The sequence below is a fragment of the Micromonospora echinofusca genome (genome assembly GCF_017614955.1).
In the GTDB taxonomy this organism is placed as follows: domain Bacteria; phylum Actinomycetota; class Actinomycetes; order Mycobacteriales; family Micromonosporaceae; genus Micromonospora; species Micromonospora echinofusca_A.
This window is the reverse complement of sequence record NZ_WVUH01000069.1, coordinates 1-24,981: the sequence shown is the minus strand read 5'-3', so window position 1 is coordinate 24,981 and position 24,981 is coordinate 1. Positions and strand designations below refer to the sequence as shown.

General features: G+C 71.5%; 23 protein-coding genes and 2 pseudogenes. 19 read left to right on the top strand and 6 right to left on the bottom strand.

Features of this window, described 5'->3' with window-relative positions; all coding sequences use genetic code 11:
* Positions 1-379 precede the first annotated feature (379 nt).
* The gene (locus GSF22_RS10840; protein ID WP_208813388.1) at positions 380-1,654 is read left to right on the top strand and encodes an asparaginase; all 1,275 of its coding nucleotides are present in this window, start codon (positions 380-382) and stop codon (positions 1,652-1,654) included.
* Positions 1,655-1,718: 64 nt separating this feature from the next.
* Here GSF22_RS10840 and GSF22_RS10835 read toward each other — a convergent pair whose 3' ends face one another.
* The gene (locus GSF22_RS10835; protein WP_208813387.1) at positions 1,719-2,309 is read right to left on the bottom strand and encodes a dihydrofolate reductase family protein; all 591 of its coding nucleotides are present in this window, start codon (positions 2,307-2,309) and stop codon (positions 1,719-1,721) included.
* A gap of 188 nt (positions 2,310-2,497) precedes the next feature.
* Between GSF22_RS10835 and rpmF the strand changes: the two genes are divergently transcribed.
* The 6 genes from rpmF to GSF22_RS10805 all read left to right on the top strand — a co-directional run bounded on the left by rpmF (position 2,498) and on the right by GSF22_RS10805 (position 5,180).
* Positions 2,498-2,677, top strand: a complete 180-nt coding sequence (gene rpmF / locus GSF22_RS10830) for a 50S ribosomal protein L32 (RefSeq protein WP_208813386.1) — start codon at positions 2,498-2,500, stop codon at positions 2,675-2,677.
* Positions 2,674-3,903 (top strand): GTP-binding protein, encoded by a 1,230-nt coding sequence (locus GSF22_RS10825; protein ID WP_208813385.1) that lies wholly within the window; start codon positions 2,674-2,676, stop codon positions 3,901-3,903. The genes rpmF and GSF22_RS10825 overlap by 4 nt, the downstream gene beginning before the upstream one ends.
* A gap of 84 nt (positions 3,904-3,987) precedes the next feature.
* On the top strand, positions 3,988-4,422 hold the full coding sequence (locus GSF22_RS10820) for a DUF2975 domain-containing protein (RefSeq protein WP_307803909.1): 435 nt from the start codon (positions 3,988-3,990) through the stop codon (positions 4,420-4,422).
* Positions 4,422-4,646, top strand: a complete 225-nt coding sequence (locus tag GSF22_RS10815; RefSeq protein WP_208813383.1) for a helix-turn-helix domain-containing protein — start codon at positions 4,422-4,424, stop codon at positions 4,644-4,646. The genes GSF22_RS10820 and GSF22_RS10815 overlap by 1 nt, the downstream gene beginning before the upstream one ends.
* A complete protein-coding gene (locus GSF22_RS10810) occupies positions 4,643-4,798 on the top strand; it encodes a hypothetical protein (protein WP_208813382.1) in 156 nt (51 codons plus the stop codon). Before GSF22_RS10815 ends, GSF22_RS10810 begins: the two co-directional genes overlap by 4 nt.
* A gap of 46 nt (positions 4,799-4,844) precedes the next feature.
* Positions 4,845-5,180 carry a cupin domain-containing protein gene (locus GSF22_RS10805; RefSeq protein WP_208813381.1) on the top strand — a complete coding sequence of 112 codons (336 nt, stop codon included), beginning with the start codon at positions 4,845-4,847 and terminating at the stop codon, positions 5,178-5,180.
* Positions 5,181-5,222: 42 nt separating this feature from the next.
* Here GSF22_RS10805 and GSF22_RS10800 read toward each other — a convergent pair whose 3' ends face one another.
* From GSF22_RS10800 to GSF22_RS10785, 4 genes are all read right to left on the bottom strand, one after another.
* Positions 5,223-6,896 carry a right-handed parallel beta-helix repeat-containing protein gene (locus GSF22_RS10800; RefSeq protein ID WP_208813380.1) on the bottom strand — a complete coding sequence of 558 codons (1,674 nt, stop codon included), beginning with the start codon at positions 6,894-6,896 and terminating at the stop codon, positions 5,223-5,225.
* A gap of 107 nt (positions 6,897-7,003) precedes the next feature.
* Positions 7,004-7,735 carry a hypothetical protein gene (locus GSF22_RS10795; protein WP_208813379.1) on the bottom strand — a complete coding sequence of 244 codons (732 nt, stop codon included), beginning with the start codon at positions 7,733-7,735 and terminating at the stop codon, positions 7,004-7,006.
* A gap of 51 nt (positions 7,736-7,786) precedes the next feature.
* Positions 7,787-9,727 (bottom strand): family 43 glycosylhydrolase, encoded by a 1,941-nt coding sequence (locus GSF22_RS10790; RefSeq protein WP_208813378.1) that lies wholly within the window; start codon positions 9,725-9,727, stop codon positions 7,787-7,789.
* A gap of 92 nt (positions 9,728-9,819) precedes the next feature.
* Positions 9,820-10,692, bottom strand: a complete 873-nt coding sequence (locus GSF22_RS10785; RefSeq protein ID WP_208813377.1) for an META domain-containing protein — start codon at positions 10,690-10,692, stop codon at positions 9,820-9,822.
* 240 nt (positions 10,693-10,932) lie between these two features.
* On the opposite strand from GSF22_RS10785, the gene GSF22_RS10780 reads away from it, so the two are divergent.
* From GSF22_RS10780 to GSF22_RS10735, 12 genes and pseudogenes are all read left to right on the top strand, one after another.
* Entirely contained in the window at positions 10,933-13,098 is a 2,166-nt protein-coding gene (locus tag GSF22_RS10780; protein WP_208813376.1) for an MMPL family transporter, read from the top strand.
* Positions 13,095-14,327: a sensor histidine kinase gene (locus tag GSF22_RS10775; protein WP_208813375.1), complete on the top strand. Its 1,233-nt coding sequence runs from the start codon at positions 13,095-13,097 to the stop codon at positions 14,325-14,327. The genes GSF22_RS10780 and GSF22_RS10775 overlap by 4 nt, the downstream gene beginning before the upstream one ends.
* Positions 14,315-14,956, top strand: a complete 642-nt coding sequence (locus GSF22_RS10770) for a LuxR C-terminal-related transcriptional regulator (protein WP_208813374.1) — start codon at positions 14,315-14,317, stop codon at positions 14,954-14,956. The genes GSF22_RS10775 and GSF22_RS10770 overlap by 13 nt, the downstream gene beginning before the upstream one ends.
* Before the next feature lie 33 nt (positions 14,957-14,989).
* Positions 14,990-15,221, top strand: a pseudogene (locus tag GSF22_RS35675) (SAM-dependent methyltransferase); the annotation flags it as partial.
* Positions 15,222-15,371: 150 nt separating this feature from the next.
* Complete coding sequence (locus GSF22_RS10765) at positions 15,372-15,671, top strand: FmdB family zinc ribbon protein (RefSeq protein ID WP_244367010.1); 300 nt, start codon at positions 15,372-15,374, stop codon at positions 15,669-15,671.
* A gap of 64 nt (positions 15,672-15,735) precedes the next feature.
* Entirely contained in the window at positions 15,736-16,992 is a 1,257-nt protein-coding gene (gene fmdA / locus GSF22_RS10760; RefSeq protein ID WP_208813373.1) for a formamidase, read from the top strand.
* A 111-nt stretch (positions 16,993-17,103) separates the two neighbouring features.
* On the top strand, positions 17,104-18,171 hold the full coding sequence (locus GSF22_RS10755) for a DUF2855 family protein (RefSeq protein WP_208813372.1): 1,068 nt from the start codon (positions 17,104-17,106) through the stop codon (positions 18,169-18,171).
* 147 nt (positions 18,172-18,318) lie between these two features.
* A complete protein-coding gene (locus tag GSF22_RS10750) occupies positions 18,319-20,052 on the top strand; it encodes a glycoside hydrolase domain-containing protein (RefSeq protein ID WP_208813371.1) in 1,734 nt (577 codons plus the stop codon).
* A 210-nt stretch (positions 20,053-20,262) separates the two neighbouring features.
* Positions 20,263-21,312 (top strand): L-lactate permease, encoded by a 1,050-nt coding sequence (locus GSF22_RS35385; protein WP_280116829.1) that lies wholly within the window; start codon positions 20,263-20,265, stop codon positions 21,310-21,312.
* On the top strand, positions 21,279-21,959 hold the full coding sequence (locus tag GSF22_RS35380; RefSeq protein ID WP_280116828.1) for an L-lactate permease: 681 nt from the start codon (positions 21,279-21,281) through the stop codon (positions 21,957-21,959). Before GSF22_RS35385 ends, GSF22_RS35380 begins: the two co-directional genes overlap by 34 nt.
* A 95-nt stretch (positions 21,960-22,054) precedes the next feature.
* Positions 22,055-22,936 carry a bile acid:sodium symporter family protein gene (locus GSF22_RS10740; protein WP_208813370.1) on the top strand — a complete coding sequence of 294 codons (882 nt, stop codon included), beginning with the start codon at positions 22,055-22,057 and terminating at the stop codon, positions 22,934-22,936.
* A 150-nt stretch (positions 22,937-23,086) separates the two neighbouring features.
* Positions 23,087-24,514: a M28 family peptidase gene (locus GSF22_RS10735; RefSeq protein WP_208813369.1), complete on the top strand. Its 1,428-nt coding sequence runs from the start codon at positions 23,087-23,089 to the stop codon at positions 24,512-24,514.
* A 66-nt stretch (positions 24,515-24,580) separates the two neighbouring features.
* Here GSF22_RS10735 and GSF22_RS10730 read toward each other — a convergent pair.
* Positions 24,581-24,981, bottom strand: a pseudogene (locus tag GSF22_RS10730) (pectate lyase); the annotation flags it as partial.

The window sequence follows — 24,981 nt, the reverse complement described above, 5'->3', positions numbered from 1 at the left end:
GCCCCGGACTGAAGGTGGGGTCATTACCGGGGCGGGCCGACGCGACCCGCCTGGCCGCCCTCGTCGGCCTGACCCGGTAATGACCCCACCTTCAGTCCGGGGCGCTCCACCTGGCGGGGGGAGCGCACAGCGGCCGTAGAGGTGTTCCTGTTTCCCCGGCGGCCGGGAAACAGTTTTTCATTGTGGAGCGCGCCGTAGGACTCGTTCTTCCCGTGGCTAACTTCGGTGCCTGCTATCAGGCACATTTGCCCAGCTCAGCGGCGTATTCTGGCTACCATGTGGCCACGCTCCGCGACGTATGAATGGGAAATCGCAACGTAACACCAAGGAAAATCCCGGCTTGGATGATGCGGCTATCCATCCCCTTGTGGAGGCTTCCTTGTCGCATCTGAAGAATCGGTCGAGTCGGACCAACGTCATCCTCGTACCCCTGCTCGCCGTGGCGCTCGCCGCCACCGTCGTCACCCTCGGCCCGGAGTCGGGCCCAGCGGGGAGCGCCCCGACCGGCGGCGTCGAGGCGGTGGTCGGCCCGACCGGGATCCGTAGCGTCGCGTACACCCAGGCGGTTGCGGCGGTGCAGAACCGCAAGCCGAAGGTGACCGTCATCGGCACCGGCGGCACCATCTCCGGGGTGGCCACCTCGCGGAGCAGCTTCACCAACTACCGCTCCGGCTCGATCACCATTCAGAGCCTGGTCGGGCAGTTGCAGCCGGAGATCGGCCAGGTCGCCGACGTCACCACGGTGCAGTTCGGCAACAAGGGCTCCGGCGGGTACACCATCGCCGAGTTCCACGCCCTGACCCTGGCGGTGGAGAAGGCGCTGGCGGAGTCCGACGGGGTGGTCGTCACCAGCGGCACCGACACCATGGAGGAGTTCGCCTACTGGCTCGACCTGACGGTGCGCAGCCGCAAGCCGGTGGTGATGACCGGCGCCATGCGGCCGTGGGCGGCGGTCACCCCGGACGGCCCCCAGGTGATCGGTGCTGACGGACCGGCGAACCTCTACAACTCCATCGTCCTGGCCGCCAGCCAGTCCACCTACTGCTACGGCACCGTGCTGATGCTCGGCGACGAGTTCCACGCCGCCCGGGACGTGACCAAGACCAGTTCCTACCGGATGGACACCTTCCAGACCCGCGAGTTCGGCGTGCTGGGCTGGATCGACGGACCGAACATCAAGGTCGGTCGGGCCCCGGCCCGGGTGGCCGACTGCGACAACAAGAATGCCTGGTACACCCCGTTCGACCTGTCGACGGTGCCGGCCACGGCCGTGCCCCGGGTCGAGGTGGTCCACGGGTACCAGCAGGCCGGTGGCGAGGCGATCACCGCCTTCGCCAACGCCGGGGTCAAGGGCATCGTCACCGCCGGCACCGGGGCCGGCGGCATCTCGTCCGCGCAGGGTGCGGCGCGTACCGCCGCCGTCAACGCCGGAGTGGTCTTCGTCAGCACCACCCGTACCGGTTCCGGCTCGGTGTACGGCGGTACCACCGGCAGCGTCATCGCCGGAGACGACCTGCTGCCACAGAAGGCCCGCCTGCTGCTCATGCTCAGCCTGGCCTTCGCGCCGGGCGACGTGGCGAAGATCCGGGAGTGGGTGACCACGCTCGGCAACCCGGAGTGGTCGACCGCGCACGAGGGCGGTCCGAAGGACTGACCGCCGGGGACGGGCCGCCGGCACCGGGACGGTGTCGGCGGCCCGTCGTCGTACCTGCCGCCGGTCAGGTCCGGTCGTAGGTGAGGACGGCCGTCCCGGAGGGCAGCACGGTGTGCCCGGTGAGCTGCCAGGACCGTGGCTCGAAGGCGGTACCGCGACCGAACAGCGGGATTCCGGTGCCGATGGTCAGCGGCGCCAGCTTGATGATCAGCCGGTCGATCTCGGCGTACAGGGCACCGGCGAGTTCGCCGCCACCGACCAGCCAGATGTCCCGGCCGTCCTGCTGTTTGAGGGCCCGCACGGCGGCGACGGGATCGCCGTCGACCAGTTCCACCGTGGGGTCCGGGCTGACCGTCATGGTGCGGGAGACGACCAGGTGTCGCAGGTGCGGATAGGCGTTGGTGACCCCGGCCTTCAGGCCGATCTCGTACGTGTTCCTACCCCCGATGACGGTGTCGAAGTGCCGCCCATCGCCCGTGATGGACAGCGCCGTCCGGGCCGGACCGGGCAGCGTCTCGGGGTACTCGGCGACGAGGTGCGCCAGGTAATCCTGCGGGACCGGCCAGAAGCCGTCGGGGCCGGTCGGGTCGGCGCCGTCCGGACCGGCGATGAAACCGTCCACGGTGCTGGCGATGTAGTACACGAGTCTGCGCATGGTGTTCCTTCTCCCGACGGTGTCGCCGTGGCTGCCTGACGTACCCGTTCGACGGGTCACCGGATGGTAGTCGTCCGGCGGGAGTGGCTCACTCGTATTCGCGGGGCCACCCGACCCGCATCTGACAATGATTACCGTTTCTGTTAGCCTGCTGCGGATCACTCCCACCCCTCACCAGGAGTTCTGGCATGGCCGTACCGAAGCGGAAGATGTCGCGGTCGAACACCCGGCACCGGCGGGCGCAGTGGAAGGCGAGCGTGCCGCAGCTCACCCCCTGCCCGTGTCCCCGCCGGGAGATGGTGGTGCCGCACCGGGCCTGCGCGCACTGCGGGCTGTACAAGGGCCGCCAGGTGGTGGACCAGCCGTGACCGGCCGGCTGCCGGTCACCGTACTGTCCGGCTTCCTCGGTGCCGGCAAGACCAGCCTGCTCAACCACGTACTGACCAACCGGGACGGGCTGCGGGTCGCAGTGATCGTCAACGACATGAGTGAGGTCAACATCGACGCCGCCCTGGTCCGCGACGGCGGCACGCTGTCCCGGACCGAGGAGCGGCTGGTGGAGCTGACCAACGGCTGCATCTGCTGCACCCTGCGCGACGACCTGCTCGACGAGGTCGCCCGACTGGCCCGGCTGGGCCGATTCGACTATCTGCTGATCGAGTCCAGCGGCATCTCCGAACCGATGCCGGTCGCCGCCACCTTCGCCTTCGGGGTGGAGGACGGGCAGGTGCTCGACGACCTGGCCCGGCTGGACACCACCGTCACGGTGGTCGACGCGGCGGGACTGCTGGCCCAGCTGCGGGCCGGGGAGTCGCTGGAACAGCGCGGTCTCGCCGCGTACGCCGACGACGACCGGACCATCGCCGACCTGCTGGTCGACCAGATCGAGTTCGCCGACGTGATCGTGGTCAACAAGACCGACCTGGTCGACGCCGACGACCTGAGCCGGGTCGAGGCACTGGTCACCCGACTCAACCCGGCCGCCCGGCAGGTACGGGCGACCCACGGGCAGGTGGCCCCGGCCGAGATCCTGCACACCGGACGGTTCGACCTCGAACGCGCCGAGACCGCCCCCGGCTGGGTGGCCGAACTCAACGGCCAGCACGTGCCGGAGACCGAGGAGTACGGCATCTCCAGCATCGTCGTCCGCGATCACCGGCCGTACCACCCCCAGCGGCTGTGGGACCTGCTCACCGAAGGGCTCGACCGCTTCGGCGTCGTACGCTCCAAGGGCTTCCTCTGGCTGGCCAGCCGCCCCGACGTGCAGGCCCTCTGGTCGCAAGCCGGTCCGTCCGCCCGCTGCGACCCGGCCGGGATACCGGTGGTGGTCTCCGGCGAGTGGCCGGACGACCCGGACGAGCGGGCCGAGCTGACGGCACGCTGGCACCCGGTCTTCGGGGACCGTCAACAGGAACTGGTCTTCATCGGCGTCGACCTGGACGCCGACGGGCTGCGCACCGCGCTGGACCGCTGCCTGCTCGGGCCGGCGGAGATCGCCGCAGGGGTCGACACCTGGCAGACGCTACCGGACCCGTTCCCCGAGTGGGACCTCGGTGACCTGCACGACCACGAAGAGGCGGCCGTCGACGGCTAGCCTATTGACATTCGATAGATTTCGGGTGAGAGTCGATGTATGGTCGGAGAGTACCGGGCGGTTGCCCCACTCAGAGTCTTCCTCGTGCTGCTGTTCGGGATCCTGGTCGTGTTCCAGACGCTCTCACTGCCCGGGCAGTTCGCGTACATGGCGAAGGAGTCCCCGGACCTCGCCTACCTCAGATGGCCGATGACCGCCGTCTCGGTGTTCGGGGTGCTGTGCATCCAGGTGGTGATCGTGTCCACCTGGAAACTGCTCACCATGGTCAGGACCGACCGCATCTTCAGCGCCGCCGCACTGGTGTGGGTGGACGTGATCGTGTGGGCGGTCGTCGCCGCGTGGACGACACTGCTGGGGGTGTTTCTCTACTTCGCTCCGAAATGGTCCGACCCCGCGATGCCACTGCTGATGCTGCTGACCCTGATAGGGGTCGCGGTGCTCGGACTGCTGATGGTGGTGATGCGGGCGCTGCTGCGACAGGCCACCGCGCTGCGGACCGACATGGAAGCGGTGATCTGATGCCCATCGTCGTCCGCATCGACGTCGAACTGGCGAAACGCAAGATGAGCGTGGGTGAGTTCGCCGAGCGGGTCGGGCTCACGCCGGCGAACGTGGCGGTGTTGAAGAACGGCCGGGCCAAGGCCGTCCGGTTCAGCACCCTGGAAGCCATGTGCCGGGTACTCGACTGTCAGCCCGGTGACCTGCTCGAGTGGGTCGAAGACGAACCGGAGGAGACCCCGTGAGATACCTACCTGTCGTTCTCGCCGGATTGATCGGCCTCGCCGCTGTCGGCTACGGCGGAGCCGACGACTCGCCGGGCCTGCAACTCCTGGGCGTCGTACTCCTCGTCGGCGCGGTGGTGTACGGCGTGCGGATGGCCCGACGCGGCAGGTGACGCTGCGCGGGCGTCGGCCCCGGGCCCGGCTGACTAGGCTTCCGCCATGCAGATCATCGAAGGAGCGGGGGCGTGGACTCCGCCGGCCAGCGCGGCGACCGACTGGGTGGAACACCTGAGAGTGCCGGACCTGTCGGTCGGCACCTACTGCATCCCGGCCGGTGGGCTGGACGACCAGACCCCGCACAGCGAGGACGAGATCTACGTGGTCACCGCCGGTCGGGCCAGGATCGTGACGCCGGACGGTACCGCCGAGGTGGGCCCCGGTTCGGTGATCTTCGTCCCGGCGGGCGAGGAGCACCGGTTCACCGAGGTGACCGAGGACCTGGCGCTGCTGGTGGTGTTCGGACCCGCGTACGGCTCACGTCGAACGGACCGGTGAACCGCCGACACCCCGGTAGGGCCTGTGCCCCGCCTGCCCGGGTCAGGGCGTGTTCTCGTGGTTGCGGTCCCACCGTCCACCGACAGGCGCAGTGTCCAGGCGTACCGCCGCCTCGGCGTTCCCGGCGAGGTCGTTGTCCTCGACCCGGCAGGACACACAGCATCCCCGTTCGGTGACCCAGAGCCCGTGGGTCTGCGTCGGTTCGTCGCGGCTGTCCCCGATGCGGTTGCCCCGGACGGTGGCCGAGTCCAGCACCGCATCGACGGTGATGCCGGCCCGTACGTCAGGGCCGCCCGGCAGCGAGTACGCCGCGCCGGGCGGGGGCGTGTCCTCGTTCCAGCCGGTGGGTGCGTCCGGGCGTATCTCGGCCAGGCTGAGGTGGCTGTCGCTGTTCGCCGTGACGGTCGCCGTGCGTGACCCGACGTGCAGCACCTTGCCCCGGTGCCCGTCGGGGGGCCAGTGGGCCGACCCGTCGCTCATCGCCCGGCGGCCGTAGCGCACCGTGTCGCCGGAGCCGTCGTGCGGTGGCGCACATCGCTGCCCGTTGTTGCGGATGCGGTTGTTGACGATCGTCGCCTCGGTCAGCGGACGGTCGATGCGGATGCCGTCCAGCCCGTTGTCCCGGATCTCGTTGCTGTCGATCACCACGTCGCGGGCCGCACCGTGGTAGCCGTCGCCCAGATCGTGCTGGTGGTAGCCGTACCCGCCGTTGCCGCTGACCCGGTTGCCGCGCACCGTGTACGGGCCGGGCGTGTCACCGATGCTGACACCGCTGCCGACATTGCGGTCGATGACGCAGTCGGTCAGCAGGCCACCGCGCCCGGCGACGCCCGCCGTGCCGTTGGCGGAGACGTCGAAGCCAGCCTCCAGGTTGTCGGTCAGGGTGCAGGCGGAGACGATCAGGCCGTCCGCGCCCCAGTCGGAGATGCCGAACCGGTTGGCCTGGCTGTGGCAGCCGATGATGCGGTAGCCACGCGGAGGCGTCCAGTAGTCCTTCTGCAACTCCAGGAAGATCCCGTTGGTGCCGTTGCCGACCGTGGTGCAGTTGGCGATGGTGAGCCGCTCGATGTCACCCCAGCCGCCGATGCCGATCCCGATGCCGGCACCGCCCATCTGCTGGCCGCTGTCGAGCCGGCCGCAGCCGACCACGACCACCCCGTCGATCAGGCTGTCCTGGAGAAAGTCGCAGCCCAGACCGGTCGCGCCGGTGTGGTGGATGTAGAGGTTACGGAACACCCCGCGCACCACGTACTGCAACCCGAGCCCCTTGGCGAGGTAGCTGTACGCGGCCATCGCCACACCCGAGCCGTCGATCTCGAAGTCCGCGAACGTGCAGTCGGCGATGTGCCGGTCCCGGTCGGCGCCGTGCTGCACCGTGGTCCAGAAGGCCAGCGGCACCGGGGCCGCCCGGTTGCCCTCGTTGCTGAGCAGGAACCGGGTCGCGGCGGGACCCGCCCCGATCAGGGAGACACCGCTGCGCCACACCGTGCCGGCATCCCGGATCGAGTAGATCCCCGGCGGGCAGTAGACGACCCGGGCCCGGCCGTCGGCCGCGTACCCCTCCCCGAGCCGTTCCACCAGCGCGGCCAGCGCCGGCTGGTCGTTGGTCACCCCGTCGCCGCGCAGTCCGTGCTCCTGCGCGTCGCACCACAGCGGCGCCCCCGCCACCGGCGTGAGCCGCTGCGGGACGGTGGTGGACAAGCTCTGCTGCGGCACGACACCCTCCCCGACGTGCGCCCGGTCCGCTCGCGGTCGCCCTGTTCCGCGTCGGCCGGGTTCCCGCTGTCGGGTGACCGAAACGCCCGGGGCACACCTGGCCGCAGTCAGGCGTGGGCGCCCGGAGCCGGCCGCTCGGTGAGCTCCCACCGGTCGCCGTGACCCATGGCGACCGCGATCGCCTCGATCACCCGCCGGGCCGCCGCCGGATCACTGGCGAAGCTGACGGAGGCTGCGAGGCCGACCGGCGGCCCACCGGCGAGGCTCGCGGCCATGGCGGTCATCTGCCGGTCACGGTCCGGCACGTCGGCGGCCGTCGCGAAGTCGACCACCGCCGCCCATGAGGTGACCTGCCCCATCCGCACGATTTCGCCGTCCCACGGCAGATCCAGGATGCCCACGAGGTCACCGAAGCCCGGCTGGTCCGGTACCGCGGTGAAGGCCAGCAGATGCACGGCCGCCTGCTGGCCGAGCAGGGCGCCGGTGGCGATGTCGGTGCGCAGGAGGCGCCGAATCTCGTCACCGGTGAACCCGGAGGCGAGCGTCGGCCGGGGCGGCCTCCGGTGCAGCGGCGGCGCCGTTTCGGGGTCGGCCAGCAACTCCGCCACCCGCAGGCATTCCACACACGGCGGCAACGCGGCGATGTCGACGTACGTGTCACTGAGATGCATCTCGTAAACGGTGTCGATCACCGACTGATCTTTGCTCCAGACCGGACGGTCCGGAGCCGAGCACAGCGTGAAGCCCGTCTTCCCGCCCTCCCCACTGGGCGAGTCGTCGTAGTCGAGATCCACGGACAGATGCCGGAACGTGCCGTCCGTACACGGTTGAGGTGTCATCGGGTCCTCCTCACCACCGGACGCTTCGCCGGGCGCCCGTAACAACGAAGCCTATCCATCTCCTGCGATCTGTCCGGCCGGCCAGACGGTCACCGTCGTACCCCGATGGGTCTGCAGGCTGCCGCCGGCCGACCGGCTGAACAGGTACTGCTCGTCGCGGAAGGCGATGCCGACGGGGTCGTTGGTGAGGGCGCCGCCCAGGCTCTGCGTCCGTACCGGCGCGCCCGGCTGCCACCAGAGGTGCCACAGCGCCCCGTCGACGCCCCGGCCGTACACGTGCTGCGTCTGACCGTGCCGGAACGCGTAGGGCGCCCCGGCCAGGTTGCCGCCCCAGTTGTCGGTGCGGATCTGCCAGTCGCCGTGGTCGAAGAGACGGTGCTTCACACTGCCGTCCGCCGTGCGGTAGAAGACATGTTGCTGCTGCCCGGAGGCGAATCCGGTGGGGTCGGAGTGCACCGTGCCGACCGCGCCCCAGTCGTCCAGGGCGGGCCGGTTGCCGGCGATGCCCGGGAACCAGTAGTAGTGCCGCAGCGAGTTGTCCGTACCGCGCGCGAAGACGTGCTGCTCGGCGCCGAAGGTGTAGGCGGTGGGGGTACCGACCAGACTGCCGCCCCAGTTGTCCCGGCGGACGGTGCCGTCGGTCTCCTGCCACCAGTGTGCCAGGGTGCCGTCGGAGGCCCGACCGAAGACGTGCTTCTGGCCGTTCGGGGTGACCATGCCGGCCGGGTCACCGGCCAGTCCGGCGCCCCAGTCCTCGGCACGCACCCCGACACCGGGGGCCCACCAGAAGTGCCGGAGCCGGCCGTCGGGGGTACGGGCGAAGGCGTGCTGCTCGGCCCCGGCCAGGAAACCGGTGGGCCGACCGGCCACGGGACCGCCCCACGTGTCGTACCGGAGCGTGCCGTCGGGCTGCTGCCACCAGTGGCCGAGGTTGCCGTCGGGGGTGCGGTCGAAGTACTGCTTCTCGTCACCTGCGACGTAGCCGCGCGCCGATCCCGGGTCCTGGCTGGACCACGGATCACCGGACGGGGCGGCGGGCGGGTCGCCGAGCCCGAGCGGGCGGCCGAAGTTCGGCGTGCCGTCGGCGTTCCAGGTGAACCGCTGGGCCCGGGTGGTCCGGCCGTCGTAGGTGTACGCGGAGGTGGTCTTGCCGTGGTAGACGATCCAGCTCTCGGTACCGTCGGGGGAGGTGAAGAAGCCGTTGTGCCCGGGCCCGTACACGCCGGCCGCGTCGTTGCGCCAGAACACCGGACCGGCGTGCTGGACCCAGTTGGCGGGTACCAGCGGGTCGAGACCGTCGGCGATGGACTTCATCCACAACTGGTAGTCGGGCTTGCCCGTGTCGCAGGACGAGTAGACCAGGAACAGCCGGCCCGGGCCGCGCAGCCCGACCGCGCCCTCGCGTACCTCGGTGCAGCCGCCGCTGGCGGGTAGCGCCACCCGGGCACCGGTGGTCGACCACGGGGTGTCCATGGCCTGGAGGTAGATCTGGGCGGGGCCGCCCATGCCTCGTCCGGGGCCGCTCCACGCGAAGTAGCGGCGTCCGTTGTGGACGAACGGTTCGCCGTCGATGGCGTACTCGCCGTGGTCGGCGATGCGGGCCTTGAACTGGTACGGGCCCAGCGGGTCGGCACCGGCGGACTCGATCACGTACATGCGGTGGTTGGCGTCGGTGCCGTCGCTCGCCGTGTAGTAGATGTACCAGCGCCCGTCGAACCGGTACAGCCCGGGCGCCCAGACCTGCCTGTTGCGGCTCGGGTCGGGGTCGCGGTACACGGTCGTCTCGGGGGCGGTGGCCAGGCCGGCGAGCGTGGGGGAGCGCCAGATGCCGATCCGGTCGCCGAGGGTGGTGGCCAGGTAGTAGTTGCCGTCGACGTAGGTGAGCGTGGGGTCGGCGCTGCCGTTGAGCGGGTTGCGGACGGTCGAACCCGCGTACGCGGGGGAGCCGACCAGCAGGGCGAGGCACACCACGAGCGCCAGCAACCGCTTCATGTCACGAATATGCGGCACGTTGGCCGGTTCCCGGAACCCTTTGACGCAATGTTCGTCGATGTGTTGCGGATGTCGGTCGGGCCGGTGCCGGGTCAGCGGGGAGCCCGCCGTAGTCGGCCCGTCTCCGTCCCCTGCCCGTCGAGGAGCACCAGGACGTCGCCGTCGAAGGCGGCCCGCCGGGCGGCCCAGAGCCAGTAGTCCACCGGTACGTTGTCGCACGCCATCAGCGTGACCGGGCGGGTGGTGACGAGCAGCGCGCCCGCCGTGCCGGACACCCATCGCCCACCCTCGCTGTTGCACCCGTCGGAGCCCCGCCACGCGCCGTCCGTGGCCAGTTCCACGTACGCCAGCCGGTTGCCCCGCACCGGTACCCACCGGCCGACCAGCGTGTCCCGGTCGGCGGGTACCCGTGCCGGCGGTAGCGGCGCCGCCGGGGCGAACGAGGGCCGTACCTCGTCGGGGATCCCGGACGGCTCACCGGGCGTCACCTCCGTCCCGGCGGGGAGCCTGGCCCCCGGGATCAGCCGGGCGGTGATCCGACCTGAGGCGTCCAGCAGGACCGGCGAGTTGCCCTCGATCCGGTAGCCGGTGGCCCGGCGGAGCCAGTCGGGAGTCGACATGCTGGCGGCCCAGCAGCTTTCGCCGTCGTGGCCCGAGGCGCCGGAGATCTCCGCGACGAACAGGCCGTCGGGGTCCGCCCGCCAGCCACCGGACAGCGGCGCGCACCGGGTGCCGAAGATCCGCACCTCGTACGGGGCGAACCACAGGACCCGGCCCGCGTCGCGCTCGGCGACCCCGGTGAGCGTCCACACGCCGACCAGGCCCAAGGGGTCCGTCCGGTGCGGGCCGGGACTGACGACCGGTGCCGGGCCCCCGTCCGCCGGTGCCGGGCCGGGCTGGCCGTTGCAGCCCGCCAGCAGCAGGCAGAGCAGCGCGAGCAACGTACGACCACCGCGTCGGACCATCCCGTTCCCCGTCCTGCCGTCGTCGGGTGCGGGTCGGCTGGTGGACGACCCACCGTTCCAACGAGGTGACCCCGGGTGCGGGTTCGGTCGGTACCGGTGGCCCGGCGACCCGGCGATGGTGGTGCTGGCACCACCCCGAAGAGGCGTCCACGCACCATCGATCACGTACCCGGGTCGCCCATAGCGTCATGTTCGGGTCCGGCCAGCCGGCCGGACCCACGACGTGAGGGGAGCACACGGGTGTTCGAACGATGGGGGGCGGCCGTCGTCCGCCGGCCGGTCCGGGTGATCGTGGTCTGGCTGGTGGCGGTCCTGGCGCTGGGCGGGGCCAGCTTCGCCGTCCTGGGGGTGGACGGTCCGGCCGCGGTCATGGGCGGCAACCAGGCGGACTTCCTGCCCGGGCACTACGAGTCGGCCCGGGCGGCGGCGCTCGCCGAGCGGGCGTTCCCGGCGCCGGACGACGGCGGCGCGAGCGCGGTGCTCGTGCTGTCCCGCAGTGACGGGGCGGCGCTGACCCCCGCCGACCGGACCCGGGTCGCGGAGGTGGTGACGGCCCTCGACGAGGCCCGGATCGCCGGTGTGCGGACGGTGGGCACGTCGCCGCAGGCGCTGTCCCCCAACGGCCGGGTGCAGTTGGCGCAGGTGTCGTTCCGCGACGCGGTCCACCACGAGCAGACCCTGGCGGCGGTCGACGCGCTGCGGACGAGGACCGGGGAGCTGGTGCGGGGCACCGGGTTGGCTGCCGGCTACACCGGTGCGGCCGCTGCCGCCAAGGACAGCCAGATCCTCGACATCCTGGTCAGCGTCGGCATGCTCGTCATGATCGTGGTCCTGCTCGTCGTGATCTTCCGGAGCCCGTGGATCGCCCTGCTCAACGTACTGATCATCGCGCTGGTCGGACAGGGCGTGGTGTCCCTGCTCGCCCTGGGGGCGAAGGTCTCCGGGGTGATGCTGGACGGCTCGGTGACCGGGCTGCTGCCGATCGTGCTGTTCGGCGTGGGCACCGACTACGTGGTGTTCCTACTGTTCCGCTACCGGGAACGGTTGCGCCTCGGTGAGGACCGCCGGACCGCCATGGTGTCCGCGCTCGGCCGGGTCGGTGGGGCCATCGCGGTCTCCGCCGTGGCCGTCGCCGTCTCCTTCGGCGCGCTGCTGCTGTCCGGGCTCGGTTCGTTCCGGATCCTCGGACCGGCGCTCGCCCTGGCCGTGCTCGTCATGGTGCTCGCCGGTCTGACCCTGATCCCGGCGGTGTTCTCGCTGCTGGGCCCACGTGCCTTCTGGCCGTCCAGGAAGTGGCGGGACGAGCCGGGCCACGGGATCGCCGCCCGGACGGGGGTCCTGGTGGCCCGCCGGCCGGCCCTCGTCGCGCTCGCCTCGGTCGCCGTGCTGGCGGCGCTCGGGGCCGGCGCCCTCAGCTACCGGGCCGACTACGACCTGGGCTCGATGCCGACCGGCACCGAGTCGGCCCACGCCCTGGACCGGCTGCGGGACGGTTTCCCGGCGGGCGCCCTCAACCCGACGTCGATCTACCTGACCGGGTCGGGACTGACCGAGGCACGTGCCAGCGCGTACGCGCAGCAGCTCACCGACCTGCCGATCGTGGGCGGCGTCGGCGGGGTGCAGGTCAACGGGGACGTGGCCCGGATCGACCTGCTGCTGTCGGCCGACCCGTTCAGCGGCAGCGCGATGGACCAGGTCGAACGGGATCTGCGACCGGCTGCGCACGCCGCCGCGCCCGCCGGGACGACCGCCTACGTCGGCGGGGAAACCTCGACCTTCGTCGACGTGCGTACGGTGGTCGCGGAGGACATGAAGGTGATCTTCCCGGCTGCCGGTGTGCTGATCGGTGTCGTACTCCTGCTGATGCTGCGGGGCCTGCTCGCGCCGATCTATCTGATGGGTGCGGTGGTCGGCGGGTTCGTGGCCACCCTCGGCGCCTCGGTGCTGGCGTTCCAGACCATCGGTGGTGCGCCGGGGCTGGCGTTCACGCTGCCGCTGATCGTGTACATGTTCGTCGCCTCGATCGGTACCGACTACAACATCCTGATCATCGCCCGGGTCCGTGAGGAACTGCGGAACGGCCGTTCCGGCCGGGCAGCCGTCGCGCTCGCGCTGCGCCACGCCGGCCCACCGGTCGCCGCCGCCGGGGTGATCCTCGCGGCGTCCTTTGCCGCCCTGCTCGTCTCCGCGACCCTGGCGCAGGTCGGGTTCGCGGTGGCGGTCGGGGTGCTGCTGTCCACGTTCGTGCTGTCCTGGCTGCTGGTGCCGGCGTTGACCGCGCTGCTCGGCCGAGCCGCGTTCTGGCCGGCGCGGACCCGACCACGGGCCCGCGTTGTGACGCCGGTCCTCACCGAAGCGGTGGGTTCGTCGCTGGCCCCGTCCGCAGGGGAGAATTCGGGGCGATGAAGCAGACGGTCCGGCGGGTAGGGCGTGAGCAGCGGGAACTGTTGGTCGGTCTCCGGCTGGCGGTGGAGTGTCTGGCGCTGTTCGGGGCGGCCCTGGTCACCCTGGTTCTCACCGGTGGGTTCGCCCTGCCGCCCTACGTCGCCCTGGTACGCCGGATCCGACAGGTCACCGACCGGCAACGTCTCCGTACCGGGGACGTTGCCGGCGGGCCGGTCCCGACGCCGTACCGGCCGCCGCTGCCGGCGGGCCTGGCGGACCGGACCCGGGTGCTCCGTACCGACCCGGCCACCTGGCGCGACCTCGGGTGGCTGTCGGGCCAGATGCTGCTCGGGCTGGTCTTCGGCCTGCTCGGCCCGGCGCTGTGGCTGGCCGGGGTGCTCGGCGTGCTCGCGCCGGTGGTCCGGGCGGTGTTGCCGCCGGAGACGGTGTTCCAGCTCAACGGGATCGTCATCGACGGTCAACCGGCCGCCTGGGCGGCAGTGCCGATCGGCGTCGGCTATCTGCTGCTGGCCTACCTGGCACCCCGGTATCTCGTCCGGGCCGAGGCACGGTTCGCCCGGTGGCTGCTGGCGCCGACCACGGCGGCCCGGTTGTCGGCGCGGGTCGAGCAGCTCACCGAGACCCGGGCCGAGGCGGTCGACGCGTCCGCCGCCGAGCTGCGCCGGATCGAACGTGACCTGCACGACGGCGCCCAGGCGCGGCTGGTGGCGTTGAGCATGAACCTGGGCATGGCCGAGGACCTGCTCGACCGGGACCCGGTGGCCGCCCGGGCGATGCTCGCCGACGCCCGGGCCGGGGCGCACTCGGCGATGAGCGAGCTGCGGGACCTGGTGCGGGGCATCCACCCGCCGCTGCTGGCCGACCGGGGACTGCCCGGTGCGGTGCAGGCCCTGGCGCTGGCCAGCCCGGTTCCGGTCGATCTCGACGTGCGGCTCACCCGGCGGCTGGCCGCCCCGGTCGAGTCCGCCGCCTATTTCGTGACGGCCGAGGCGCTGACCAACGCGGTCCGGCACAGCGGGGCGGAGCGGATCACCATCGAGGTGCGTGACGACGGGACGCGGCTGCGGCTGCGGGTACGCGACGACGGGCGGGGCGGCGCCGACCCGCAGCGCGGTACCGGCCTGCGGGGTATCGAACGTCGGTTGGCCGCCTTCGACGGTACGGTCCGGGTCAGCAGCCCGCCCGGTGGTCCCACCGAGATCGACGTGGAGTTGCCGTGCGGGTCGTGATCGCCGAGGACCTGGCGCTGCTGCGGGACGGTCTGGTCCGCATGCTGACCGCGTACGGCTTCGAGGTGGTCGCGGCGGTCGACGACGGTGCCGGTCTTGCCGAGATGCTGGTGGCGACCCGTCCCGAGGTGGCGGTGATCGACGTGCGGCTGCCCCCGACCGGCACCGACGAGGGGATCCGCGCCGCGATCGCCGCCCGCCGGGCGGTGCCGGGCCTGCCGGTGGTGATCCTGTCCCAGTATGTGGAGCAGGTCTACGCCCGGGAGCTGCTCTCCGACCGGACGGGTGGGATCGGCTACCTGCTCAAGGACCGGGTGGGGGAGGTCCGTGACTTCGTCGAGGCGGTGCGCCGGGTCGCCGGTGGCGGCACGGTGATGGACCCGGAGGTGGTGGCGCAGTTGCTCGACGGAGGCCGGTTGACCCATCTCGCCGACCTGACCCCGCGCGAGCGGGAGGTACTCGCGGTGATGGCCGAGGGGCGGTCCAACGCCGCCATCGCCGCCCGCCTGGTGATCACCGAGAAGGCGGTGAGCAAGCACATCAACAACATCTTCACCAAGCTCGACCTGCCGCCCTCCGACGACGACCACCGGCGGGTGCTGGCCGTGCTGACGTACCTCGGCGGTTAGCGCGCCCGGCAACCGGACGGGCAGGGCCACGGCGGGCCGGCCCGGTTCGGTGCGCCCGAGCAGGCCGGGTTCCCGCACGGGCAGCGGCGCACCGCCGACTCGCTCGTCGCGACTGGCCACCCGGGCGGGGTTGCTGGTCATGCCGGAGCCGGAACGCAGCGCCACGCTCGACCGGATCCGTGCCTTCCTCGCGGGCCGGCCGGAGACCGCTGCCGGCGAGTTCACCCTCCCGATGCTGACCTGCGTGCTGCGCGTCCGGCGACGGTTGGGGCACGTCCCGCGTTCGAGCGATGGGACGACCGGGGTAGGGGCCCGGACGGTGGCTTTTTTGCCATTCAGCGGCAATTTGTCCCGATAGCCGCTCACAATCGGGAGGTCAGGGCGCGCCGGCCACCGGTCGGCCGCCGTCGTACGGATGCTGCGGCAGAGGGCGGCGATGGCCACCTACGAGTACCGGTGCCAGCGGGACGGCAGTTTCGACACCATCCTCCCGATCGGGACGGCCGGCATGTCGACGCACTGCCCGTCCTGCGGTGGTCGGGCCGTACGCGTGTTCTCCACGCCGGGACTCGTCCGCACCCCGACCGCGCTGCGCCAGGCGGTCGACCGGGCGGAGCGCAGCGCGGAAACGCCGGACGTGGTGAGCCGGGTGCCCGGCGGCCGGCCGGTTCGGCGATCGCGTCATCCCGCCCACGCCCGTCTGCCCCGGTGGTGACCGGGCGGCGGACGGTCCGGCCCACCTGCCCCGCACCACCGGGACGAACGAAAGGCAGCACGTCATGCCCGAACTGATCTTCGGCCTCGACTCCACCCGACGCTTCACCGATCAGGAGAAGATCGGACACAACCGGTGGCACCCCGACATCCCGCCCGTGGCGACGGTACGACCGGGTCAGTCGTTCCGGGTGCACTGCCGGGAGTGGTTCGACGGGGCGATCCACAACGACGACTCGGCCGAGGACGTCCGGGACGCCCCGCTGAAAACGGTGCACGCCCTCAGCGGTCCGTTCGCCGTCACCGGTGCCGAGCCGGGTGACCTGCTCGTCGTCGACATTCTCGACCTGGGTCCCATCCCGCAGGAGGACAGCGGTCCCCTGGCCGGTCAGGGCTGGGGTTACACCGGCATCTTCCCCACCACCAACGGCGGTGGCTTCCTCACCGAGCAGTTCCCCGACGCCTACAAGGCCATCTGGGACTTCTCCGGCCAGCGGGCCACCTCCCGGCACATCCCCCGGGTCTCGTTCACCGGTATCGCGCATCCGGGGCTGATGGGTACCGCCCCGTCGGCGGCGTTGCTGGCCACCTGGAACAAGCGGGAGGCGGCGCTGCGGGCCACCGCGCCGGACCGGGTACCACCGCTGTCCCTGCCGCCCGAGCCGCAGGACGCGATCCTCGGCACGCTGACCGGCGCCGACTTCGACCGGGTGGCCGCGGAGGCCGCGCGGACCGCGCCGCCCCGGGAGAACGGCGGCAACCAGGACATCAAGAACCTGACCGCCGGCTCCCGGGTCTTCTACCCGGTCTTCGTGCCCGGCGCCAACCTGTCCGTCGGGGACCTGCACTTCTCCCAGGGCGACGGGGAGATCACCTTCTGCGGCGCCATCGAGATGGGCGGCTACATCGACCTGCACGTCGACCTGATCAAGAACGGTATGCAGACGTACGGCGTCACCGAGAACGCCATCTTCCTGCCCGGTAACACCCCGCCGCAGTACAGCCAGTGGCTGGCCTTCTCCGGGGTCTCGGTGACCCTCGACGGCGAGCAGCGGTACCTCGACTCGCAGTTGGCCTACCAGCGTGCCTGTCTGCACGCCATCGACTACCTGACCCGCTTCGGGTACCGGCCCGAACAGGCGTATCTCCTGCTCGGTGCGGCGCCGATCGAGGGACGGCTCTCGGGCGTGGTCGACATCCCCAACTCGTGCGCGACCGTCTACCTGCCCACCGAGATCTTCGACTTCGACGTACGTCCGTCGGCAGCCGGTCCCACCAGGATCGATCCGGGCCCCGGCGCTCCGAAGGCCAGCGCGGCCTGATCCGTCAGCCGTGGGCGGGTGCGGCTCCGCCGCACCCGGGCCGGGCCGCGAGTGAGATTTTGCACTCACAGTGCACTTGTCTCGCTTCCTGGGGCTGCCTAGCGTCACAGCATGCCCGTCTCCTGGACGTTCGCCGTGGCCCGCGACGACCTTGCCCGCACCGTCCTCGTCGACGGCGTGACACCCGACCTGTCCGACGGCGAGGCGCTGCTCCGCGTCGACCGCGTCGGCCTCACCGCCAACAACGTCACCTACGCGGTACTCGGTGAGACGATGCGCTACTGGCGGTTCTTCCCGCCCGGTCCCCGGGGGCTCGGGCCGCAGTGGGGAGTTCCTCCCCTGTGGGGCTTCGCGGAGGTGGTCGCGTCGACGGTCGCGGGGGTCGCAGTGGGACAACGGGTCTACGGCTACCTCCCGTCCGCCGGTCACCTGGTGGTGCGGCCGGGTCGGGTGGACGCGTCCGGGTTCCGCGACACGAGCGGGCACCGGGCCGAGCTGCCCTCGCCGTACAACGCCTACCGGTCGACCGCCGGGGATCCGGCCTACCGGGCGGACCAGGAGGATCTGCTGATCCTGTTCAGGCCGCTGTTCTTCACCTCCTTCATGCTGGCCGACCAGGTCGTCGACAACGGCTGCTACGGAGCGGCGACGCTGGTGCTGTCCTCGGCGTCCAGCAAGACCGCCTACGCCGCCGCGTGCGAGCTGCGCGGTCGCGGCGTGCGGCTGGTCGGGCTCACCTCGGCCGGCAACCTCGCGTTCACGAGGTCGCTCGGCTGCTACGACACCGTGCTCTCCTACGACGACATCGCCGACCTCGACGTGGTGCCGACCGCCTACCTCGACCTGTCCGGCGCGCCGGCGACCCGCGCGGCCCTGCGGCGGCACCTCGGTGGACAGCTCGTGCGGGACGTCGCGGTCGGACTGACCAGTCAGACCCCCAACGCCGACGCCGCCGGCGAGGTGTTCTTCGCTCCGGTGCAGATGCGTAAACGCCGACAGGACTGGGGGAGCGACGGGCTCGATCAGCGGTTCACCGACGCCTGGCGGCGCTTCGCGGGGGTGGTGACCGGTTGGCTCGACGTCCGGGTCGGTGCCGGCCCCGCCGGCCTGCAACGGGTGTGGCACGAGGTCCTGGCCGGTCGTACGCCACCGCGGGTGGGGCACGTCGTCCGGATGTGAGCGGCGGCGCCACGCCGGGTCGTGGCGCCCATCGCCCGGCTGCCAAAACGATTGGCATTCCTCTATGGCTGGCGCCGCTTCCGGATGGTAGAAATCCTGCATGCCAACTCTTGTATGCGGTAAAAAACCTACCAACCGGGGGTCGCGATGAGCACGGGAAGGATCGCGGCCAGCCTCGCCGCCGCCCTGGTCGCCACAGCGGTGACGGTCCCCGCGACCCCGGCCGCCGCCACCGGGCAACAGACCGTCGACTACCACGGCTACCGGGTGGCCGTACCCACCAACTGGCAGGTCGTCGACCTGTCCGCCGATCCGCACGCGTGCGTCCGGTTCGACCGGCCCACCGTCTACCTCGGACAACCGGGCGACGAGCCCTGGTGCCCCGACGACCTGACCGGCCGTACCGCCGGACTGGTCGTCGAGCCGCTCGACACCGTCCCGGCCGACCGCCTGGCCACGGCGGTCCCGGTCACCGCCAGGGGCGGAGCGGGCGCGGACACCCTGCCGTCCCGCGACGGCACCATCGAACTCGCGGTACGCGACGCGGGTGTCCTCGTCACCGCCGTGCACACCCGGGAGACCGAGGCGGCGGTACGCCGGATCCTGGCCACCGCCACCCTCGGCGCGGGTGGACGGCCGGTCGCCCCGGCGACGCTGCGGGCAGTGACCGACAGCGCGGCGACGGCCAGCGGGGCGACGGCCAGCGGGGCGACGGGCAGCGCGCCGGTGACCACGGCGGCGGTCGGTCCCCAGCCGGGCACCTACACCGGCAAGGGCTTCGACACCTGCACCGCCCCGTCCCAGTCGACGATGAACGCGTGGCGCAGCAGTTCGCCGTACCGCGCCGTCGGCATCTACATCAGCGGCTCCAGCCGGTCCTGCACCCAGGCCAACCTGACCGCGACCTGGGTGACCAACCAGACCGCCAACGGCTGGCACCTGATCCCGATCGAGTTGGACTACCAGGCCCCCTGCGGTACGCGCACCCCGAAGATGTCGTACGACCCGGCCACCGCCCGGTCCCAGGGCGCGACCCGGGCCACCAGCGCGGTGAGCGCGGCGCAGGCCCTCGGCATCCCCACCGGCAGTGTGCTCTACAACGACATCGAGCACTACCCGTCGAGTGACTCGTGCCGGGCGGCCGTGCTGTCGTACCTGTCCGGCTGGACCGAGCGGCTGCACGCCCTCGGCTACCTGTCCGGCATGTACTCCAGCGGATCCTCCGGGGTCCGGGACCTGTGCGGCGCCTACCACGACACCCGCTACACGCGCGTCGACCACCTCTTCTTCGGCTGGTGGAACGGGGTGGCCGACACCGACGCGGGCGACTACTGCCCGGACACGTACTACGCCGACCACCAGCGCATCCACCAGTACACCGGCGACAGCTACGAGACCTGGGGCGGGGTGCGGATCTACATCGACCGCGACTACCTCGACGTCTCGACCGGGTCGACCACCCCACCACCGTCGTTCAGCGTCACGCTGGACAACACGACCACGGGCCGCTTCACCGCCAGCGCGAACTGGGGCACCTCGGCCTACTCCAGCCAGCGGTTCGGGGCCGACTACCGGTTCGCCACCCCGGTCTCCGCCAGCGACGTCGCCTGGTACCGGGCGGACCTGCCGGCGACCGGCAACTACGAGATCTCGGTCTGGTACCCGGCGGACCCGGGCTACAACGACGCGACCCCGTACGTCGTGACCACCACCGCCGGCAACCAGACCGTACGGGTGAACCAGCGTGTCAACGGCGGTCGATGGGTGTCGCTCGGCGTGTTCCCGTTGTCCGCAGGGGACAGCGACCGGGTGGGGGTGAGCCGGTGGACCAGCGGCACCGGCTACGTCGTCGCCGACGCGGTCCGCATCACCAGGGTGTGAGCCGCCCGCGCTGACGGGTGCCACCGCCCGTCGGTCCCGATCGGCCCTGCCGGCCGGGACCGACGGGCGGTCCGGGCGTCGGGTGGCCCGTGCCGGTCACCGGCCGGCCGCTGCGCAATCTGGAAGATCTGTCGCGCCCGGTGCCTGGTGCAGGATCGCAGCAAGCCTCATCCGGGTCGGGATGAGCGACTGCGCGCGAAGGTGGGGCAGATGTACCGTCCTGTGCTCGATCCCGTGGCGGGCTCGGTGGCGTGGAGCGCGGCCGTGGCGGGACTGCCGATCCTGACCCTCTTCGTCCTGCTCGGGGTCCTCCGGGTCCGGGCCTGGTTGGCCGCCTGGGGCGCCCTCGCCGTCGCGCTGCTGGTGAGCTGCCTGGCGTACGCCATGCCCGCCGGCCAGGCGGTGCTGGTCGCCGGTCAGGGGGCGGCCTTCGCCGTCTTCCCCCTGGCCTGGACCTTCGTCACCGCCATCTGGATCTACCAGATGACCGTGCTGACCGGCTCCTTCGACGTGCTGCGGCGTTCCTTCGCCCGGATCAGCGACGACCGACGGGTGCAGGCGCTGGTCATCGCGTTCTGCTTCGGTTCCCTCCTGGAGGGCCTGGCCGGTCAGGGCACCCCGGTCGCGATCACGACGGTCATGCTGCTCGCCCTCGGGTTCCGGCCGATGTCGGCGGCGGTCGTGGCGCTGGTCGCCAACACCGTGCCGGCCGCGTTCGGACCCCTCGGCCTGCCGATCACCACCCTCGCCCGGGTCACCGACCTGCCGACGGCCGAGCTGGGATCGATGGCGGGCCGGCAGGTGCCGGTCATCGCGGTGTTCGTACCGCTGCTCCTGGTCTGGCTGGTCGACCGTCGCAGCGGCGTGCGCGAGACGTGGCACGTCGCCCTGGTCTGCGGCCTCACCTTCGGGGTGGCGCAGTTCCTGACGTCGAACTACCTGTCGATGGCCCTGGCCGACATCGTGGCGGCGCTGGTCAGCGCGGTGGCTGTCGCCGTCGCGGCCCGTCGCTGGCCGCCGCGACCGGCAGCGGTCGACCAGGTGGGCGGGCTACCGGCATCGACCGGTCAGCTGGGGGGAACACCGGCGTCGGTCGACCAGGTACGCGGCGCACCGGCGTCGCCGCGCGGGGCGGTCACCACCCGCTCCCGGTCGCCGACGTCGATGCGAGAGCCGAGGTCTGGCGTGCCTACGCGCCCTACGCCACCATCGTTGCGATCTTCGCGTTGTCCCAGGTCCCGGCGGTCTCCGAGGTGCTGAACCTGGTGACCGTGACCTTCCACTGGCCGGGTCTGCACCTGGAGACGGCGTCCGGAGCGCCGTCGACGATCCCGCTGTTCCGGCTCAACTGGCTGTCGTCGACCGGCACCCTCCTGGTGCTGGCCGGTCTGATCACCATGGCGCTGCTCCGGGTCGCCCCGCGTACGGCCGCGAAGGCGTACCGGGACACCGTCGTCGACCTACGCTGGGCGATCCTGACCGTCTGCGGACTGCTGGCGCTGGCCTTCGTGATGAACGCCAGCGGGCAGACGACCACGCTGGGCACCTGGATGGCCGGCGCGGGCGGGTTCTTCGCCGTCCTGTCACCGGTGCTCGGCTGGCTCGGTGTGGCGCTCACCGGCTCCGACACCTCGTCGAACTCGTTGTTCGGTGCGCTCCAGGTGAGCGCGGCGGAGAAGGCCGGCCTCGATCCGGTGCTCATGGCGGCGGCCAACGCCTCCGGCGGCGTGGTGGGCAAGATGATCTCCCTACAGAACCTGTGCATCGCGGCGAGCGCGGTGGGACTGCACGGCCGCGAGGGTGACCTGTTCCGCCGGACCTTCGGCTGGAGCCTCGTGCTCATCGCCGCGATGGCGCTGCTGGTCGGCCTCCAGGCGACCCCGGTCCTGTCCTGGATGGTGCCCTGAGGCAACGGGAACAGACGACCCGGGAGCCGGCAAGACATCCAGACTCGGCGATCCAGTGGATGTTGCGTGGGTCACGTCCCGGCCAGAATCGACGGATGGACTCCTGGCTGACCTCCGTGGGACTACCCGTCGCCCTGGCGATCGTCATGCTCGGCCTGGGACTCGGGCTGACGTGGGCCGACTTCCGGCGGGTCGCCGCGTACCCCGTACTCGTGCTCGTCGCCCTCGGCTGTCAGGTCGTCGTGCTGCCCGCCATCTGCTTCGGGCTGGTCCTCGCCTTCGGCCTCCGGCCGGAGCTGGCCGTCGGCATGATGCTGCTGGCCGCGTCGCCCGGGGGTACCACGGCCAACCTCTACAGCCACCTCTTCGGCGGCCACGTCGCGGTCAACGTGACGCTGACCGCCGTGAACTCGGTCCTCGCGGTGGTGACCCTCCCGCTGGTGGTGAACCTGTCGGCCGACTACTTCCTGTCCGACAGCCGGTCGGTGGGACTCCAGTTCGACAAGGTGCTCCAGGTCTTCGCCATCGTGCTCGTCCCGGTCGCGCTCGGCATGGCGATCCGGGCGCGTGTCCCGGCTCTCGCCGACCGGCTCGCCACGCCGGTGAAGGTTCTCTCGGTGGTCGTCCTGGTCGCGGTCATCGCCGGTGCCGTGGTCAAGGAACGCGCCAATCTCGCGGACTACTTCCTCGCCGTCGGCGCCATCGTCCTGCTGTTCAACGTGGTCAGCCTGGCCGTCGGGTACGGCGTGCCGAGGCTGGTCGGGGTGGGCAGGCCGGAGTCCATCGCGACCGGGATGGAGATCGGCATCCACAACAGCACCCTCGCCATCGCGGTCGCGATCAGCCCGTCGCTGCTGGACGACACCCGGATCGCGATCCCGGCCGCCGTGTACGGCATCGTCATGTTCTTCACCGCGGCGGCCTTCGGCTACCTGGTCAACCGTCGATCGGGGCCGGCCACCGTGGTGGCCTCCTGACCGGACCGGCGCTGCTCCGGGCGGTGCCACCGTCCACCGGGGATCGGGCGTACGGATCTTGGCAGTGGTGTGGATCGTGGATAGGTTCGAGGTCCGGTGAGCCCGGTCACCCACCGGTCGGCCGGGCTCCCTACGGGATCAGGAGGACGTATGACCAACGGCGACCATCCCGCTACACCCCCGACCCACCTGGACCGCTCCACAGTGAACCGCCGGCGGATGCTGACCGTGGCCCTCGGCGGCGCGGCGACCGTGGCTCTTCCCACGCCCACGTGGGCCGCCACCGACCAGCGCCCCGGCGCCCACCGTCCGCCGACGATCACCCCGGACGACCGCAAGATCATCGCGCAGGTGTCGGCCGAGCGGGCCCTGTCCCACCTGCGTGTGCTCAGCGAGGACATCGGGCCCCGGATCGGCGGCACGGCCTCCGAACGCCGCGCCGCCGACTACCTGGCCAAGGAGCTGGACCGGTTGGGGTACGACACCCGGCTGGAACCGTTCGCGGTGGCGGACAAGTTCCTCGCCCAGCTCGCCTCGCCGGCCGGGCTGCCAACCGACCTGAACTGGCAGGTGGGCGCGTCTGCGCAGGCCGCACTGGACACCACGGTCAGCGGTGACGCGGTGGACGTGGGCGCGGGCGCACCGGAGAACTACCCGGCGGACGTGGTCGGCCGGATCGTGCTGGTCGACTACGTGGCCGCCCGGCGTGAACAACTGGTGGCCACCGCCCTGGCCCGGGGTGCGGCGGCCGTCGTGTTTCTCGCGGCGGACGGCGTACCGCCCCGGCGGACGTCGGCGTTCTCGCCCACCCTGCCGGGCTCGGCGGGGTCGCCGGTGCCGATCCCGGTGGTCGGGGCGGCGCAGGCGCAGAAGGAACGGCTGCGGGCCCTGCTCGCCGCCGGACGGCTCACGCTCACCCTGTCCACCTCCGCCCATCGGGGTCTGACCTCGAACAACGTCCTCGCCGAGCGGGTCGGGCGGTCGGGTGCCGGGGGACCGGTGGTGATGGTCAGCGCCCACTACGACACGGTGACCGGTGCCCCCGGCGCCAACGACGACGGCTCCGGTACGGTGCTCTGCCTGGAGCTGGCCCGGGTGCTGCGGGCGATCCCGGTCGAGGCCACTCTCCGGTTCGCGCTGTGGGGGTCGGAGGAGCAGGGACTGATCGGTTCCCGGTACCACGTGCAGCAGCTCGCGCAGGCGGAGCGGGACCGGTTCCTCGCGGTGTACCAGAACGACATGGTGGCCACCAGTTGGGATCCGGCGACCCGGTACTGGCAGTTGTCGTTCACCGGCCAGTCCAACCGGGCCACCGACGAGGTGAGCGCTGCCGCCGTGCGTCTGGGCTACGACCCGCGGATCTCGCCGGTGACCCAGCGCGGCTCCAGCGACCACCAGTCGTTCCAGGAGGTCGGTATCGCCAGCGCCAACTTCTCCTGGCGGGGTGAGGAGAGTCCGGCTCTGCTGGAGCCGCCGTACCACACCCCGGAGGACACGATTGCCAGGAACATCAGCCTGGAGCGGCTCCAGGTGTCGCTCGAACTGATCGGCTGCGCCGCGTACGCGACCGCCCGGTGAACCGGACCCGTCCGTGGCACCGGGACCGGTGCCACGGACGGGTACGACGTTGCTGGGCTGGGCGATCTAGCTGGCGTAGGTCTCGAACTCGGCGACCTTCGGCGTACCGGTCGAGCTGTTGATCCTGAAGGTGATCTTGGTCAGCGAGGTGCGGGCGAAGGAGATGACCCCCGCCCCGCTGCCGGAGGCCAGGACGGCGCCCGTGTCGTGGTTGATGAGCTGCCAGGAACCGATGGCACCTTCGGAGCCAGCGGCCGGACGGATGTTGACCTTGGACACGGCGGTGACGGAGCCCCACTTGATCGAGATGGAGCCGGTCGAGCCGCTCGGGGCCCAGTAGGTGCTCATGTTGCCGTCCCGCACGTTGCCGTAGCTGGTGCCGTCGGCCTTGCTGGAACCGTCGGAGCCGGCCCCGATGCTGAGGTTGGTCCCGCTGGGCTGCGTCGACGTCGGCGTCGGCGTGGGGC

Excerpts from the sequence above, each read along its gene's own strand:
- GSF22_RS10835 (WP_208813387.1), bottom strand. The coding sequence starts at position 2,309 with ATGCGCAGACTCGTGTACTACATCGCCAGCACCGTGGACGGTTTCATC.
- rpmF (WP_208813386.1), top strand. The coding sequence starts at position 2,498 with ATGGCCGTACCGAAGCGGAAGATGTCGCGGTCGAACACCCGGCACCGG.
- GSF22_RS10815 (WP_208813383.1), top strand. The coding sequence starts at position 4,422 with ATGCCCATCGTCGTCCGCATCGACGTCGAACTGGCGAAACGCAAGATG.
- GSF22_RS10805 (WP_208813381.1), top strand. The coding sequence starts at position 4,845 with ATGCAGATCATCGAAGGAGCGGGGGCGTGGACTCCGCCGGCCAGCGCG.
- GSF22_RS10795 (WP_208813379.1), bottom strand. The coding sequence starts at position 7,735 with ATGACACCTCAACCGTGTACGGACGGCACGTTCCGGCATCTGTCCGTG.
- GSF22_RS10790 (WP_208813378.1), bottom strand. The coding sequence starts at position 9,727 with ATGAAGCGGTTGCTGGCGCTCGTGGTGTGCCTCGCCCTGCTGGTCGGC.
- GSF22_RS10785 (WP_208813377.1), bottom strand. The coding sequence starts at position 10,692 with ATGGTCCGACGCGGTGGTCGTACGTTGCTCGCGCTGCTCTGCCTGCTG.
- GSF22_RS10775 (WP_208813375.1), top strand. The coding sequence starts at position 13,095 with ATGAAGCAGACGGTCCGGCGGGTAGGGCGTGAGCAGCGGGAACTGTTG.
- GSF22_RS10765 (WP_244367010.1), top strand. The coding sequence starts at position 15,372 with ATGCTGCGGCAGAGGGCGGCGATGGCCACCTACGAGTACCGGTGCCAG.
- fmdA (WP_208813373.1), top strand. The coding sequence starts at position 15,736 with ATGCCCGAACTGATCTTCGGCCTCGACTCCACCCGACGCTTCACCGAT.
- GSF22_RS10755 (WP_208813372.1), top strand. The coding sequence starts at position 17,104 with ATGCCCGTCTCCTGGACGTTCGCCGTGGCCCGCGACGACCTTGCCCGC.
- GSF22_RS10750 (WP_208813371.1), top strand. The coding sequence starts at position 18,319 with ATGAGCACGGGAAGGATCGCGGCCAGCCTCGCCGCCGCCCTGGTCGCC.
- GSF22_RS35385 (WP_280116829.1), top strand. The coding sequence starts at position 20,263 with ATGTACCGTCCTGTGCTCGATCCCGTGGCGGGCTCGGTGGCGTGGAGC.
- GSF22_RS10740 (WP_208813370.1), top strand. The coding sequence starts at position 22,055 with ATGGACTCCTGGCTGACCTCCGTGGGACTACCCGTCGCCCTGGCGATC.
- GSF22_RS10735 (WP_208813369.1), top strand. The coding sequence starts at position 23,087 with ATGACCAACGGCGACCATCCCGCTACACCCCCGACCCACCTGGACCGC.